Raw genomic sequence first — 14,949 nt, 5'->3', positions numbered from 1 at the left:
GGGTCTTCCTCCTCTGGTTACGCGGCGGGCTCGCCGAGCCAACGGCTGAGCGAGGCGCTCAGCCCGTCGCTCCGCGGGCCCGCCCAGGCGATGTGGCCGTCCGGCCGGACGAGCAGGTTCAGGGGCTCGGCGGAGCCGGCTTTCCGTCGCGGTTCCCTCGGCCGCGCGTGCACCACGCGCACCCGGTCCCCCCACTGCGCGGCGAGCGGGGACGCCTCGCCGTCGTCGGCGAGGAGGACCAGCAGGGCGGAGCCGTGCCGCAGCTCTTCGACGACGTCGCTGGCCTCGACCACGGTGTCGCCGCCGGCCCCGACCACCGTGAAGGCGTCCGGTGCCAACCGCTCACCCACCGGTGGCGACGCCTCCGGGTCGCCCATGTCGTACCGGATGTCCAGTCCGCTGACTCCGTCGGCCAGCCGGGCCGACACCTCCGGCACCTCCAGCAGCCGCCGCACGATCTCGCGCAGCGGGTCCACCTCCGGTCCGCGCAGGAACAGCTGCCCCTGGGCGGCCGTGTTGAGCAGCAGTTCCCGGCCGATCGGGTGCCGCTCGGCGTGGTAGCTGTCCAGGAGGGAATCCGGTGCGCGGCCCCGGCTCACCAGCGCGAGCTTCCAGCCGAGGTTCACCGCGTCCTGGAGCGAAACGTTCATGCCCTGGCCGCCCGCCGGGAGGTGCGTGTGCGCGCTGTCCCCGACGAGCAGCACACGGCCGTCCCGGTACGACTCCACGAGGGAGGAGGCGTCGGAGAAGGAGCTCGCCCACAGGCATTCTCCGTCCGTCAGGGGCTTGCCGACGACGTTCTCGTACGCGTTCTTGATCTCGGCGTGGGTGACCGGTGCGCCCTGCGGCCGCATCGGCTGGGAGAAGTCGCAGACGATGACCCGTTCCGTCCCGTCGCCCAGCGGCGCGGACATGACCATGCCCTTCTCGTGCTTGACCCCGAAGGGCTCGTTGGGCAGTCCGCAGCCGCGCAGGTCACCGAGGAGCATCTGGACCGAAGGGGGGGTGCGGCGGGCGGGCATGCCGATCGCTTCGCGAACGCCACTGGCCGCCCCGTCGCAACCGGCCACGTAGTCCGCCTCGACGGTGCGCCGCCCGGCCGGACCGCTGAGCACGCAGCGGTATCCGGAGCCGGTGGGCTCCATCGACTCCAGCCTCCATGGCCTCAGGGCCGTGACCCCCCGCTCCTCGCACCAGTCCGCGAGGACCTCTTCGGTCCTGGACTGCGGGTACTGGTTGGCCGGTCGAAGCGTGCTGGACAGGAAGTCGCCGTCGATGTTCAGGCCGGCGAAATGCACTCCCGGTACCTGGGCGAGCCCCTTGAAGCGGCCCAGGATGCCGCGCTGCTTGAAGATCTCCAGCGTCCGGACCGTGAAGCCCAGGGCCCGGGACTGTCCGCTCGGGCTCGGCAGTGCGTCGATCAGCAGCGGCTGCACTCCGTGGAGCGCCAGCTCGGCACTGAGCATGAGACCTGTGGGACCGGCTCCCACGACGAGAACCGGTACGTGCGACCGGATGGATTCTGCGGCGTGCAACGTCATGCCGCTTACGGTGCTCGGAATTGCGCGCCCGGAGTAGGGCAGCTGTGGTGAGGACGGGGGTATATCCGTGCTATTGGAGGGGAACTCCCGTGACGGGCAAGGGATTTGGAGAAGAGCGGGTACGGCCTTCGAGTTGCGCTCGTACGGTCCCGGTCGGGACCGTACGAGCGCAGCCGAAGCCGTGGGTGCCGTCAGCGGTCAGCGGTCAGCGGTCAGCGGTAGCTGCAGGAGCAGGCGGCGGCCCTGGCGCGTCATACCGGAACGACATCTTCCGTGGACCCCGCGGCGACGTCCGCGCGCAGCGGCTTGAGCGCGGCCGACCAGGCGACGACCTCGTCCAGCATCGTGTTCACCGCCGGTTCCTGCCGCTCCCCCGGCGCGAACCGGCCGGCCGACGTCGGGTCCGTCATGTCGCATCCCGTGTAGTCGAAGTCGGCGAACACCGACAGGACGACCTGGCTCCGTACTCCTGCGACCTTCACTTCGGCCAGCGCCAGCCGCAGGTGCTCGACGGCGCGGGTCCCGCCGTGCACGCCGTAGCTGACGAATCCGGCCGCCTTGTCGTTCCACTCGGCGAACAGGTGGTCGACGGCGTTCTTCAGCGCCGCGGGTACGGAGTGGTTGTACTCGGGGGTCACGAACACGAACCCGTCGAACGAGCCGATGGCGTCGGCCCACCGCCGGGTGGTCTCGTTCCGGTACCGGCCGAACATGGCGGGCACGGGCTCGTCCAGCAACGGCAGCGCGTAGTCCGCCAGGTCGACCGGTTCGAAGGTCACCTCGCCCATCACGGCCGCGGGGTGCCGCGAGGCGACCTCGGTGACCCACCGGGCCACCGCCTCACCGCGACGGCCGGGGCGGGTGCTTCCGAGTACGACGGCGATCCTGATCATCTGATGTGCTCCTTCTGTCTGTTCCGAGCCCCGGAACGCCCGGCGGCTTCGTGTCCTGGGAGGTACGGCGGCGTCACGCCCCGGGGTGGCCGGCGCCTTCGCCCCGGACCCGGCTCGCGAGGTGGCGTCCGGTGACCGAAGCCCGGCTCTCCATCAGGTCCTCGGGCAGCCCCGCGAACACGACGTCGCCGCCGGCCGCACCGGCGCCCGGCCCCATGTCGATCACCCAGTCCGCCTGCGCGATGACGTCCAGGTCGTGTTCCACCACGACAACGGTGCTGCCCTTCACGACGAGTTGGTCCAGAAGACCGAGCAGACGCCCCACGTCCTGGCGGTGCAGCCCGGCCGTCGGCTCGTCGACCACGTAGAAGTCGCAGGGCGAGGCGAGTTCGACGGCGAGCTTGAGCCGCTGGCGCTCTCCCCCGGAGAGCGTCGACAGCGGCTGTCCGAGCCCCAGGTAGCCGAGCCCGGCCCCTTCCAGGCTCGCCAGCACCTCCCGGATCGCCGGTTCCGTGAAGAACGCGGACGCCTCAGTGATGGACATGGCGAGGACGTCGGCGATGCTGCGGTCGCGCAGCCGGTGGGCGAGCACCTCGCTGCGGAACCGGGTGCCTTCGCACTCCTCGCAGGGCGATTCCACGGTGTCGCCGCGGCCGAGCTCCGTCACGACGACGCCGAGGCCGTTGCAGGCCGGGCAGGCGCCCGCCGAGTTCGACGAGAACTCGGCGGCGCTCACCCCGGTGGCACGGGCGAAGGCTTTGCGGATCGGGTCGAGGATGCCCGTCCAGCTCGCCGGGGTGCTGCGCCTGCTGCCCCGGGGCAGGCTCTGGTCGATGAGCACGCAGGAGTCCAGGCGGGTGGGCAGCACTCCACGGGCCAGCGAGCTCTTGCCCGCTCCCGCGACACCGCTCACGGCGACGAAGACGCCGAGGGGGATCTCCACGGTGACGTCGCGCAGGTTGTGCAGGTCCGCGTTCTCCACCCGCAGCCAGCCCCGGGGTTCGCGGGCGGTCCGCAGCTGCGGCACGGTACGCAGCGACGCGGCGGTGGGTCCGTCGGAGTCGGGAAGCCCGCCCGGCGGACCGGCGTAGACGATCGTCCCGCCGTGGGTGCCCGCGCCGGGTCCCAGGTCGACGACGGCGTCGGCGACGTCGAGGACCTGCGGGTCGTGCTCCACGACGAGCACGGTGTTGCCCTTGTCGCGCAGGCTCGCCATCACCTTCAGCACCCGGTCGACGTCGTCGGCGTGCAGGCCGGTCGTCGGTTCGTCGAAGACGTACGTCAGGTCCGTCAACGCCGAGCCGAGGTGGCGCACCATCTTGACCCGCTGGGACTCGCCGCCGGACAGCGTGCCCGCACGGCGCTGGAGGTTGAGGTAGCCCAGGCCGAGCTCGACCATGGCGGCGAGCGCGCCGCGGATGCCGTGGACGACGCCCGCCATCGCGGGATCGTTCCACTGCTGCACGACTTCGAGGAGCCGGGCGATCTCCATACCGGTGCACTCGGCGATGCCCACGCCGTTGACCCGTACCGAGCGGGCCTCCTCCGACAGGCGGCTGCCCTCGCACGCCGTGCACTGCGCGGTGCTGGCGATCTGCTCGACCGCGGCCCGCACGTGCGGCTGGAGCGATTCGCGCTCCTTGTTCAGGTACAGGCGCCGCAGCTTGGGCAGGAGGCCCTCGTACGTCACCTTCAGCGAGCGGCTGTCGGTCTTGGCGTGCTCCAGGTGCAGCAGCCTCTCCCACTCCTCGTCGTCGTACTTGCCCAGGGGGAGGTCGGGGTCGAAGAAACCGGAGTTGACGAAGATCGACCAGAATCCGGTGCCGACCGCGAAGGTGGGGAACAGCAGCGCGCCGTCGTTGAGGGAGAGGTCCCGGTCCACCAGCTGGTCGACGTCGACCTCCGTGACCACTCCGGTGCCCGAGCAGGTCGGGCACATGCCGGAGGGGTCGTTGAACGAGAACCGGCTGGGAGACCCGATGTGCGGGGAGCCGTGCCGCGAGAAGAGCTGGCGCAGGAGGCCGTACGTGTCGGTGGCGGTCCCGATGGTGGACCGCGGGTCCGCGCCCAGCCGCTTCTGGTCCACGGTCACGACGGCGGAGAGGTTGCGCAGGCTGTCGACGTCCGGACGCACCGTCTGGGGCAGCAGCCCCTGGACGAACGTCGGCTGGGTCTCGTTGAGCAGGCGCTGCGACTCGGCCGCGATGGTGCCGAGCACCAGGGAGCTCTTGCCTGAGCCCGAGACGCCGGTGAAAACGGTGAGCGCGCCCTTGCGTACGTCGATCGAGACGTCTCGGAGATTGTTGGTGCGTGCCCCCCGCACCTCGATGTGGCCGCTGTCGTGGGACAGCCTGTTCGTCGCCCCGGCCGCTTCGTTGCGGTGTGCGCTGTCGACGGGCCGCTCCGCGGCGACCACTGTCGCTGCCTCGGTCAGTGATCGGGCGGGATTCAAGGAGTCTCCTGTGATTGCCGGGGCTGGGCGAGCCAGGCTAGGAGCAGTAGAGGTCAGCTTCTGACCTCTACTGCCTCACGTGAGCGCGATCACAAGGCCGGTTCGCCCCCCGGGGCGGACGCGTCGGCCGGGGCCGCCGCACGCGCGTCGGCCCGGGGGATGTCGACGTCGATGCGGCCCATCACGCGGCGGGCCGCCTCGGCGAGTTCGGGCGGGCTCTCGACCGTGAACCGGCAGCCGAAGGTGACCAGGAAGCCGATGAGGGCCGACCACGACCAGGCCCCCATCCGGATCCGGGTGATCCGCTCGTCGATCGCTTCGAAACTCGCCGCGCCCGGGGCCCACTTGGCCACCAGCGGCGCGGGGCACTCCATCAGGATGGTGCCCCAGCAGGGCCAGGTGTCCGGGGTGTCTCCGCGGTCGGGCTGGCTCTGGACGAAGCGGGTGATGTCCCTCTCGGGGACGTCGCGCTGAGGGAAGCGCCACCCGGTGGGGGCCGGCTGTTCGATCCGGTCGAGCCGGTAGGCGCGCCAGGAGCACCCGCGTTGGTCGTAGGCGACCATGTACCAGCGTCCCGACCAGACGACGAGCCGGTGGGGTTCGGCGAGTACCTCACTGCCGTCCACCTCGTCGACCTCGATGGACCGGTAGGTGAACCGCACGAGTTCCCGCTCCTGCGCGGCGGCGCTCAGCTGTGCCACCAGTCCGGGGTCGACCTGGGGCGGGGCCAGCTCCCAGGCGTTTTCTATCTGTTCGATGGAGAAGGTCGCGAGGCGGCGGGAGAGATGGGGCGGCAGGAGCTCCCTGATGGAGTTCAGCGCGCGCTTGGTGGCGTCACCCAGGCCGGCCACGGAGGCGGGCGCCGTCTGGAGGGACAGCGCGATGGCGATGGCCTGCTCGTCGTCGACTATCAGCGGAGGAAGACGCGCCCCGCGGGACAGCCGGTAGTAGCCCGAGGGGCCCTTCGTCGCCGTAACGGGGTAGCCCAGTTCGCGGAGCCGGTTGATGTCGCGGCGGACGGTTCGCGGGGACACCCCCAGGCGCTCGGCCAGCCCGTCGCCGGTCCACTCCTTCTGTGCCTGAAGCAGGCTGAGGAGCTCCAGTGTGCGGTTGGCGATCAAGAATTGCCCTCCGATTGCGATCAGTAGAGGTCAGCACGCGTCCTCTTCTCCTGCGATGGTGCCTGTGCTCCGGGGGCGGCGCACGCCCCCCTCCCGCTCCAGTACTTCGCCCCCGGCGTTGCACCGGGTGCGTTGCATCGAGAAGATCGGAAGAACGCAGTGTCTGAAAATCCAACTCGGTCCTCATCGGCCAATCGGGACGCTTGGCTGGGTTTGGTCGCGATTTCCCTCGGTGTGTCGCTGGTGGTCGTGGACTTCACCATCGTCAACGTGGTGATGCCCCCCATCATCGACGACCTGAAGATCTCCGCGGTCGGCGCCCAGTGGGTCCAGGAGTCGTACGCGATCATCCTGGCAGCCCTGCTGCTGCTGATGGGGCGCCTGTCGGACATCGTGGGAGCGCGCCGTCTGTTCGTCGTCGGCACCGTGATCTTCGGGCTGGCGAGCATCGCCGCGGCGGTGGCGCCCTCCGGGGAGCTCCTGATCGTCAGCCGGTTCGCCCAGGGCGTCGGCGGCTCGATCGTCATGCCGACGTCGCTGGCGCTGCTCAACATGACCTTCCGGGGACGCGACCGCGGCAAGGCCTTCGCCATCTGGGGGTCCACGATCGGTGCGGCCGCGGCGGTCGGACCGCTGCTGGGCGGCTGGCTCGCCGAGTACTCCTGGCGGTGGGCGTTCGGCATCAACATCTTCGTCGTGGTTCTGATCCTCGCGGGCATCATGCGGTTCCTCCAGCCGTCCCCCCGGCAGCCGGGCAAGGTCGACGCCGTCGGCGGAGTGCTGTCGGTGCTGGGCCTCGGACTTCTCGCCTTCGGTCTGATCGAGGGCCGCAACTACGGTTGGTGGGACGCCCGCAAGAGCTTCGGCCCCTTCGGTGACGGGGTGAACCTGTCGGTCGTCCCGGTCGCCCTGGCCGTCTCCGTGATCAGCCTCGTGCTCTTCCTCCAGCTGCAGGTCCGGCTGACGCGCGCGAACGGCACGGCACCGCTGATGGACACCTCACTGTTCGGCATCAAGTCCTTCAGCACGGGCAACATCGCGACGCTGATCATCGCGCTGGCGGAGTTCGGCATCCTCGCCGTACTGCCCCTGTGGCTCCAGTACACCCTGGGGTACTCCGTGCTCCAGACCGGCCTGATGGTCTTCGTCGTCGCGGTCGGCAGCTTCTTCGCGAGCGGTGCCAGCTTCGGCATGGCCGAGAAGACCGGCCCCCTCGGCCTGGTCCGCATCGGCCTGGTGCTCGAAGCGCTCGGTCTGCTGATGTTCGGCCTGCTGGCGAGCAGCGACTCCCAGTGGTGGGTCATCGGCCTCGCCCTGTTCCTGTACGGCATGGGGGTCGGCTTCGCCACCGCGCAGGTCACCAACGTCGTCCTGGCGGACGTACCGCCGCAGCAGGCCGGCCAGGGCTCCGGAATCCAGAGCGCCGCGCGTCAGCTCGGCTCCGCTCTCGGCATCGCGATCCTGACCTCGACGTTCTTCACGGTGCTGGACTCCGACCTGTCCGAGCGGCTCGCCCAGCAGGGAACGCCCGACGCGGACAAGCTGTCCTCGGCGGTCTCCGACAGCGCGGGCGCGATGATCTCCGGGCTGAGCCAGAACCCCGCGACGGCCTCGGCCGCCGACGCCGCCCGGGACGCCATGTCCTACGGGGTCCAGATCAACGGCTACACCTGCGCCGCACTGCTGGTGCTCGGAATGCTCGCGACCTTCCTCATCCCCCAGAGCAAGCCGGACGCCCAGCAGTGGGGCGGACAGGACGCTTCCGGCGGGGCGCCGGAAGCCGGCGCCGACGTCCAGCAGACGCCTGCCTCCTAGAGGGCGCGGCCCCATAGCTCCACCAGCCGCAGAGTGCTGCGGGACGGGCGAATCCGCTCCGTCCCGCAGCACTCTGCACTGTTCCGGCGCTGATTCCCAGGACCATCCCATGGGGATACCTAGCGCCGCTCCGGCACCGGCAACAGAGTGTGTTCGAGAACGAACTGCCCTTGCAGCGGTGCCTCATTTCGACGCATGGCAACCAGTCGAAGGGAAATCATGACCATTACCAGCACGGGATCGCTGCGCCCGCCGTCGCCCCCCGTCAGCATTCAGCTTCTCGATCTCCTCATGGGAAGCTGGCGCGCCGGTGTCGTCAGCACATTCGCAGAACTCGGTGTGGCCGACGCGCTGGGTTCCGGAGGCCTGACGCCGGCGCAACTCACCGTTCGGCTCGGCCTGAAGCGCGATATAGCGGAACGTTTCTTCCGCGCCAGCGCCTCCGTGGGCCTGCTGCGGCAGACCGAGCAGCACACCATGGAGCTGACCGCTCTGGGCCACGCCCTGGCCACCGACGACGACGCCTCCATGCGCAACTTCGCGCGCTGGACGGGATCCACTGCAGAACGAGCGACCTGGGCGCACCTGCCCACAGCGGTACGCACGGGCCGATCCCCCTTCGCCGCGATGCACGGTTCCGGCGTATGGGAATTCATGGAATCGAATCCCGACACCGCCGCGGTCTTCAATTCCGCGATGACCGAACTCTCCAAGAGGATCATCCGACCCGTGGTCGAGGCATTCGACTTCTCCCGGTTCGGCAGCATCACCGATGTCGGTGGAGGGCGGGGCGCGCTCCTCTCCGCCGTACTGCAGAAACACCCCGGAACGTCCGGCGTCCTCTTCGACCAGCCGGACGTGGTGTCGCGGGCCTGGCCGGAGCTGTCGGACGCGGGCGTCGCCGACCGCGTGACGGTGGAGGCCGGCTCCTTCTTCGACAGCGTCCCCGCGGGGAGCGACCTGTACATGGCCTCCAACGTGTTCCACGACTGGGACGATGCGCGCTCGCGCCTCATCCTCAAGAACATCGCGTCGGCCATGCACGTGGGAGCGCACATCGCCGTCGTGGAGGCCGTGGCCGGCGTGGACGAGAAGGCGGACCAGGCCATCGCGCTCATGGACATGGACATGCTCGTCCTCTGCGAGGGCAAGCAGCGCACCGTGCAGGAGTTCCGGACCCTGATGTCCGAGGTCGGCATCGAGGTGGTCGGGGTCAGCCGCGCGGGACTGCAGTCCGTCATCGAAGGCAAGAAAGTCTCCTAGGAGGACGTATGCCGATCATCGAGCCCGAGAACGGCTCCCTGACCGTGTTCAACCTGTTCAACACCACCGACTCGGAGAAGCAGGCGACTCTCCTGGACGCCATGCGGGGCATCATCGCCAAGGCGAACTACCCGGGGTGGCGGTCGTCCACGCTGCACGCGGGGGTGGCGAAGCCCTGCGCGGCCAACTACATCCAGTGGAGGTCGATCGACGACCTCAAGGAGCGGTACGACGGCGAGAACTTCAAGCACAACACCGTTCCCTACTTCACCGACCTCACCACGTCGGTGCACCTGCTGAAGACCGAGGTGGTGTCCGTCCAGACGAAGGACGGCGACGCCCGGACGGAAATAGGCCCGGACCGGGACGACTTCACCGTGATCGTCCTGATGGGGTGCGAGAGCAAGGACCAGAGCGAGCTCGTGTCCCTGCTCGACAAGCCGGACGAGTGGATGCGGCAGGTGCCCGGGTACCGCTCCCACAGCATCCTGCGCGCGCTCGACGGCACCATGGTCGTCAACTACGCCCAGTGGGACGACGCCGCCTCCTACGAGACCTTCCACACCATGCCGGAGGAACAGCGCCCCGCGCACGACCGGCAGATGCGCGCACGCGGCAAGTCCCTGCTGACCTCGAGGGACGCCAACACCTACGAGGCCGTGTTCTCCCAGTCGTGCGAAGGCTACGCGTCGTGACCCTGCCGATGTCACCCTTCACCGTGGGTCCCGGGGACCCCCGGTACCTCGAGCTCTCGCACTCGGACAACCACCGGTTCGCCGTCAAGCCCTCGGAGTTCCACCTTCCGCTCACGCCGGACGACGTCGTCGCCTCCCTGCGCAATGCCGTCGCCGAAGGACGGGCCGTCGCCTGCCGGTCCGGCGGGCACTGCGGTCAGGACTTCGTCGGCTCGCCGCGACGGGACCTCGTCCTGGACCTCCACAACCTCAACTCCGTCGGCCCGTCCGCCGAAGGGCCGGGGGTGCGGATCGGTGCGGGTGCGACGGTCGACCAGGCGCAGAAGGCCCTCTTCCGCCGCTGGAACGCGTCCCTGCCGCTCGGCGCCTGCTCCGCGGTGGGCATGGGAGGGCTGGTCGCCGGTGGCGGCTACGGTCCGCTGTCGCGCCAGCTCGGCCTGGCGGTCGACCACTTGCACGCCGTGGAGGTCGCCGTCGTGGACGAGTCGCGCGACGTCCGCCTGGTGACGGCGCGCGCCGACGACACCGGCGACCTCGGAGACCTCTTCTGGGCGCACACCGGCGGCGGGGGCGGCAACTTCGGCGTGGTCACCGCCTACGAGTTCCGCAGCCCGGAGCACCTCACCACCGAGCCGATCGGACTGGCTCGCGCGAGCAGCCGACTGCACGTGCAGAAGATCGTCTACCCCTGGGCCGCGATGGACGAGGAGTCCTTCGTCACCGTGATGCGGCGCTTCTTCGAATGGCACGAGCGCCACTCCGCGCCGGGGACACCGGAGAACTCGCTGTTCGCCAGCTTCTTCGTCAACCACCGCAACTCCGGGTTCCTCCAGCTCATGGTCCAGCAGGACGCCGACGTGGACCCCGAGGGGAAGATCCTGGGCGACTTCGTCGCGTCGCTGACGGAGGGCACCCGCGCGGTGGGCATCCCCCGCGGGGGCGTGATGAGCTGGCTGACCGGCACCCGCTACATGAGCCAGGCCGACTGCGGTGACGTCATGGGGGCCAGGTCGGCCTCCAAGTCCGCCTACCACCGCGCGACGCCCACCGACGACCAGTTCTCGGTGCTCCACCGGCACCTGGACTCCGACCATCCCGGCCAGGCGTCGTACGTCATGTTCAACAGCTACGGGGGCGAGATCAACCGCCGCGCGCCGTCGGCCACCGCCGCTCCCCAGCGGGACTCCGTCGCGAAGTCGTCGTGGTTCACCGCCTGGCAGGACGCCTCGATGGACGAGGTCCACCTCGGCTGGCTGCGCGGTCTGTACGAGGAGTTCTTCGCCGGCACGGGAGGGGTGCCCGTCACCGGGGGCAGCACGGACGGCTGCTACATCAACTACCCCGACACCGACCTGCTGGACGCCGAGCGCAACCGGTCGGAGCAGCCCTGGCACCACCTGTACTACAAGGAGAACTACGCGCGTCTGCGGTCGGCGAAACGCACGTGGGACCCCCTGAACGTCTTCCACCACGCCATGTCCGTAGAACTCTGAGAGGAACCGCGAACGATGCCCACCGGCAGCACGGAGAAGATCCCCTTCGAAAAGCTCTACCAGGAGGGGGAGAAGTCGGGCCCCCTCATGCCGTGGAACATCGGCGGCCCGCAGCCGGCCGTACGACGGATCTGTGACGACGGCGGCTTCCGCGGGCACGTGCTCGACCTGGGGTGCGGCCTCGGGGACAACGCGTTGTACCTGGCGTCCCAGGGCCTTCGGGTCTCCGCCGTCGACGTGTCGGAGGTCGCCGTCGAGTGCGGCCGCGAGAAGGCCCGCAGGAACGACACCACCGTCGATTTCCGGGTGGCCGACGCGTTCTCCCTCGCGGCGGACGGCCCCCGGTACGACGTCGTCTTGGACAGCGCTTTCTTCCACACACTGCCGGCCGAGGAGACGCCGCGGTACTCGGAACTCCTGAGGGCCGTGTGCAACGACGGCGCCGAACTCCACCTGTTCACCTTCTCCAAGGAGCTCACCCCCGACTACCCGGGCCCGCGCCGCGTCTCGGAGCAGGAGCTGCGGGAGGCGTTCTCCGCGGACTGGGACATCAAGGTGATCGAGGCGACGCGCTACCACAGCTCGCTGCCCGCCGAAGCCGTAGCCAAGATGGTCGACCCGCGCACCTTCGAGGTCGACGCCCCCACCGACAACCTCGCCGACCAGCTGATCGACGAAGCCGGAAACGTCGTCTCCCGGATCTGGCACATGCACGCCGTACTGCGCCCGCAGGAAACCCGATCGGAGCACCGCGCATGAAGTTCGCCGCCGTCCTCGTCGTCAACTACCTGACCCCCTGGTACGAGTTGTCGCTCGAAGAGCGCGTAGCAATCGAGCACGAGCACGTCTTCCCCAGCGTCGGGGCCTTCGTGAAGAGGGGCGGGAAGCTCACCCCGGTGCGCGCCATCAAGTACGGGCGTGAGGCGGAGAGCTTCTTCATCCTGGGCTTCGACGAGATGGAGGGCTACCTGGACCTGGTCCGGGACCTGCGTTCGAGTCACCTGCTGACCGCGGGTCTCGCCGTCATCGACTTCGAAACCGTGGGCCTGGAGGAGGCCTACTTCGCCGAGCGCGACAAGGACCGGGCGCCGGCGGTCGCCGCGTGAAGGCCCTGTTCTACGCCGCGGGCACGAGCCCGGCCAGCGCGTTCGCGATCGGTCCCCTCGCCTCGGCGCTCCGGGCGTCCGGGCACGAGATCATGGTGGCCTCCTTCGAGGAGATGTCCGGCGCGGTCACCGGAATCGGCCTGCCGTCCATACCCGTGGCCCGCGGGCACTCGACCGAGAGCATCAAGGCCGCCGCCCACGGCAGGCCGGCGATCGAGTACCCCCACCGGCCCGAACAGGAGATGCCCTACCTGGGCCACTGGTTCGGCCGCCAGGGCAGCTACGTGTGCGACGACCTGGTGGACATCTGCCAGCTGTGGGGCGCCGACGTCCTGATCGCGGGCAGCCAGGGGCACGGGGCGGAGATCGCCGCCCGCGCGGCCGGCATCCCCTTCGTCCGCCAGTCCTGGGACCTGTTCGACATCCACGGTTACGAGGACTACCTCCACGAGGAGCTGGCGGACCAGCTCGCCAGGATCGGCGCCGACACGCTGCCCGACCCGTCGCTGCGCATCGACATCTGCCCGCCCGGCCTGACCGAGACCACCGGCACCTTCATGCGCTGGACGCCGCACAACAAGCAGCGGCAGATCGATCCGTGGATGCTGCAGACCCCGGACAGCGGCCGGGTGTGCCTGACGATGGGGAGCTTCCGGTACGCCTTCCCGGGCGCGATGGACCGGATCTCGGCCATCGTGGAGCGGCTGCTGGGGCTCGGCGTCGAGGTCGTCGTCGCCATCGGCGAGGCGGAGGGGAAGCAGCTCCAGGAGAAGTACCCGCAGATCCGGGCGGGCTGGATCCCGCTGGAGGCCATACTCCCCACCTGCGAGGTGATCATCCATCCGGCGGGCGGCCTGACGGCGGTCAACGCCATCAACACCGCGACCCCGCAGTTGATCCTCAACCCGTTCGAGGCCTTCACCCCGACCCTGAAGCGGCTCACGGACTTCGGCTGCGCCCGGACGCTGTACCGCGAGGAAGGCAGTCCGGAGGCGATCGCGCAGGTCGTCAAGGAGATGCTGGGCGACTCCTCGTACTGCTTCAAGGCCCGGGAACTGGCCGAGCGGGCGGCCACGGCGCCCACCGCCGTGGGAATGGTGCCGCTGATCGAAGACCTCGTTGCGCGGGAAAAGGTGAACCGGTGAGTCCGACGACCACGATTCCTCAGACCGATCTCGATCCGTACACCGACGCCTCGATCACCGACCCGTACCCGCTGTACAGCGCGCTCCGCGACGCCGCACCCGTGGTGTACCTCACCTCGCACGAGGTGCACTGCGCCGCCCGGTACGACGAGGTGTACACGGCCCTGCACCAGCACGGTGTCTTCGTCTCCGGCGAAGGCGTGGGCCTCACCGACACACTCAACAAGGCGCAGAAGGGCAGCAGCTTCACCAGCGACCCGCCCTACCACGCCTACGTACGCGGACTGGTGGCGCGGCACCTCAAGCCCCGGGCGATGGCCGACATCACGGGGTACGTCACCTCCTGGGCGGACCGGCTGGTACGCGAGCTCGTGGAACGGCAGTCGTTCGACGCCGTCCAGGACTTCGCCGTGGCGTTCCCCCTGGCCGTGGTCCCGGATCTGCTGGGATGGCCGGAGGACGAGGGCAAGGAACGGCTCCTGGAGTGGGCCAGTGCCGGATTCAACGCCTTCGGGCCGATGAACGAGCGCACACAGGCCGGGCTCCCCCTGCTGGGCGAGATGAGCCAGTTCCTCCACCGGATGTCGCAGCCGGGCAATCTGCGCCCGGGGAGCTGGGGGGCCGAACTGGTCTCCGAGGCCCGCGAGGGCAAGATCGAGGACAAGCTGCTGCCCGGCCTGCTCGGCGACTTCCTTGCCCCGTCCATGGACACGTCCGTCAGCGCGCTGTCCAGCATGATGTGGCTGCTCGGAACGCACCAGGACCAGTGGCAGCGGCTGAAGGAGGACCCCTCGCTGGTCTCGTCGGCCTTCAACGAGATCATCAGGTTCGAATCGCCGCTCCGCGGGTTCACCCGTTACGTGGCGGAGGACACCGAGCTGGGTGGCGCGCCCCTGCCCCGCGGGTCGCGGGTGCTCCTGCTGTTCGGCTCGGCCAACCGCGACGAGAGGTTCTGGAAGGACCCGGAGACGTTCGACATCGCCCGGCCGGGCGTGGCCCAGCAGATCGGTTTCGGGCACGGCATCCACGCGTGCGTCGGCCAGGCCTTGTCACGCCTGGAGGGGCAGAGCCTCCTGGAGGCGCTGATCCGCCACGTCGACAGGATCGAGGTGGGAGAACCTGCGTGGAGGCTGCACAACACCATCCGCGGCATCGAGAAGATGGACGTGACGCTCCATGGACGAACGTCCTGAACCCGGCAACGTGCTGGCGGTGGTCAGGATCGACGCCCGGCGGTGCGAACTGCACCAGCAGTGCGAAGGCCTTTCGGACACGCTCTTCGCCTCCCCCGGGCAGCAGCTCGTGGTCCACGAGGGGGGCGTGGACCTCCGTCACCTGGAGAGGCTGGTCAGGTCCTGCCCGATGGGGGCCCTCGAGCTGGACGTGACGCCCTCCGAGGCACCGGAGAACGCACGCTGAAGTCTG

Annotated in this window: 13 protein-coding genes; 9 read left to right on the top strand and 4 right to left on the bottom strand. The window is 69.5% G+C overall.

Annotated elements, in window-relative coordinates; translation table 11 throughout:
• Positions 1 to 17 precede the first annotated feature (17 nt).
• From OTB16_RS00270 to OTB16_RS00255, 4 genes are all read right to left on the bottom strand, one after another.
• A complete protein-coding gene (locus OTB16_RS00270) occupies positions 18 to 1,541 on the bottom strand; it encodes an FAD-dependent monooxygenase (protein ID WP_267717512.1) in 1,524 nt (507 codons plus the stop codon).
• Positions 1,542 to 1,792: 251 nt separating this feature from the next.
• The gene (locus OTB16_RS00265; protein WP_267717511.1) at positions 1,793 to 2,434 is read right to left on the bottom strand and encodes an NADPH-dependent FMN reductase; all 642 of its coding nucleotides are present in this window, start codon (positions 2,432 to 2,434) and stop codon (positions 1,793 to 1,795) included.
• Between the two features lie 73 nt (positions 2,435 to 2,507).
• Complete coding sequence (locus OTB16_RS00260) at positions 2,508 to 4,784, bottom strand: ATP-binding cassette domain-containing protein (RefSeq protein WP_420717604.1); 2,277 nt, start codon at positions 4,782 to 4,784, stop codon at positions 2,508 to 2,510.
• A gap of 191 nt (positions 4,785 to 4,975) precedes the next feature.
• The gene (locus OTB16_RS00255) at positions 4,976 to 6,007 is read right to left on the bottom strand and encodes a helix-turn-helix transcriptional regulator (RefSeq protein WP_267717508.1); all 1,032 of its coding nucleotides are present in this window, start codon (positions 6,005 to 6,007) and stop codon (positions 4,976 to 4,978) included.
• 213 nt (positions 6,008 to 6,220) lie between these two features.
• Here OTB16_RS00255 and OTB16_RS00250 point away from each other — a divergent pair, with 213 nt between their 5' ends.
• The 9 genes from OTB16_RS00250 to OTB16_RS00210 all read left to right on the top strand — a co-directional run bounded on the left by OTB16_RS00250 (position 6,221) and on the right by OTB16_RS00210 (position 14,943).
• Positions 6,221 to 7,822 carry an MFS transporter gene (locus OTB16_RS00250; protein WP_324290760.1) on the top strand — a complete coding sequence of 534 codons (1,602 nt, stop codon included), beginning with the start codon at positions 6,221 to 6,223 and terminating at the stop codon, positions 7,820 to 7,822.
• 291 nt (positions 7,823 to 8,113) lie between these two features.
• On the top strand, positions 8,114 to 9,085 hold the full coding sequence (locus OTB16_RS00245) for a methyltransferase (protein ID WP_267717507.1): 972 nt from the start codon (positions 8,114 to 8,116) through the stop codon (positions 9,083 to 9,085).
• Between the two features lie 8 nt (positions 9,086 to 9,093).
• Positions 9,094 to 9,780: an antibiotic biosynthesis monooxygenase gene (locus tag OTB16_RS00240; RefSeq protein ID WP_267717506.1), complete on the top strand. Its 687-nt coding sequence runs from the start codon at positions 9,094 to 9,096 to the stop codon at positions 9,778 to 9,780.
• Complete coding sequence (locus tag OTB16_RS00235; protein WP_267717504.1) at positions 9,777 to 11,273, top strand: FAD-binding oxidoreductase; 1,497 nt, start codon at positions 9,777 to 9,779, stop codon at positions 11,271 to 11,273. Before OTB16_RS00240 ends, OTB16_RS00235 begins: the two co-directional genes overlap by 4 nt.
• 15 nt (positions 11,274 to 11,288) lie before the next feature.
• Entirely contained in the window at positions 11,289 to 12,032 is a 744-nt protein-coding gene (locus OTB16_RS00230; protein WP_267717502.1) for a class I SAM-dependent methyltransferase, read from the top strand.
• The gene (locus tag OTB16_RS00225) at positions 12,029 to 12,379 is read left to right on the top strand and encodes a hypothetical protein (protein WP_267717501.1); all 351 of its coding nucleotides are present in this window, start codon (positions 12,029 to 12,031) and stop codon (positions 12,377 to 12,379) included. Before OTB16_RS00230 ends, OTB16_RS00225 begins: the two co-directional genes overlap by 4 nt.
• Positions 12,376 to 13,524: a glycosyltransferase gene (locus tag OTB16_RS00220; protein ID WP_267717500.1), complete on the top strand. Its 1,149-nt coding sequence runs from the start codon at positions 12,376 to 12,378 to the stop codon at positions 13,522 to 13,524. The genes OTB16_RS00225 and OTB16_RS00220 overlap by 4 nt, the downstream gene beginning before the upstream one ends.
• The gene (locus OTB16_RS00215) at positions 13,521 to 14,717 is read left to right on the top strand and encodes a cytochrome P450 (RefSeq protein ID WP_267717499.1); all 1,197 of its coding nucleotides are present in this window, start codon (positions 13,521 to 13,523) and stop codon (positions 14,715 to 14,717) included. The genes OTB16_RS00220 and OTB16_RS00215 overlap by 4 nt, the downstream gene beginning before the upstream one ends.
• Entirely contained in the window at positions 14,701 to 14,943 is a 243-nt protein-coding gene (locus OTB16_RS00210; RefSeq protein WP_267717498.1) for a hypothetical protein, read from the top strand. The genes OTB16_RS00215 and OTB16_RS00210 overlap by 17 nt, the downstream gene beginning before the upstream one ends.
• The last annotated feature ends 6 nt before the right edge of the window (positions 14,944 to 14,949 follow it).

The organism is Streptomyces antarcticus, from assembly GCF_026627255.1.
GTDB lineage: Bacteria > Actinomycetota > Actinomycetes > Streptomycetales > Streptomycetaceae > Streptomyces > Streptomyces antarcticus.
This window is presented reverse-complemented; position numbering and strand designations above follow the sequence as displayed.

Bases quoted from the DNA above. Each gene is read 5' to 3' on its own strand.
- OTB16_RS00270 (WP_267717512.1), bottom strand. From the start codon at position 1,541: ATGACGTTGCACGCCGCAGAATCCATCCGGTCGCACGTACCGGTTCTC.
- OTB16_RS00265 (WP_267717511.1), bottom strand. From the start codon at position 2,434: ATGATCAGGATCGCCGTCGTACTCGGAAGCACCCGCCCCGGCCGTCGC.
- OTB16_RS00245 (WP_267717507.1), top strand. From the start codon at position 8,114: ATGGGAAGCTGGCGCGCCGGTGTCGTCAGCACATTCGCAGAACTCGGT.
- OTB16_RS00240 (WP_267717506.1), top strand. From the start codon at position 9,094: ATGCCGATCATCGAGCCCGAGAACGGCTCCCTGACCGTGTTCAACCTG.
- OTB16_RS00230 (WP_267717502.1), top strand. From the start codon at position 11,289: ATGCCCACCGGCAGCACGGAGAAGATCCCCTTCGAAAAGCTCTACCAG.
- OTB16_RS00225 (WP_267717501.1), top strand. From the start codon at position 12,029: ATGAAGTTCGCCGCCGTCCTCGTCGTCAACTACCTGACCCCCTGGTAC.
- OTB16_RS00210 (WP_267717498.1), top strand. From the start codon at position 14,701: ATGGACGAACGTCCTGAACCCGGCAACGTGCTGGCGGTGGTCAGGATC.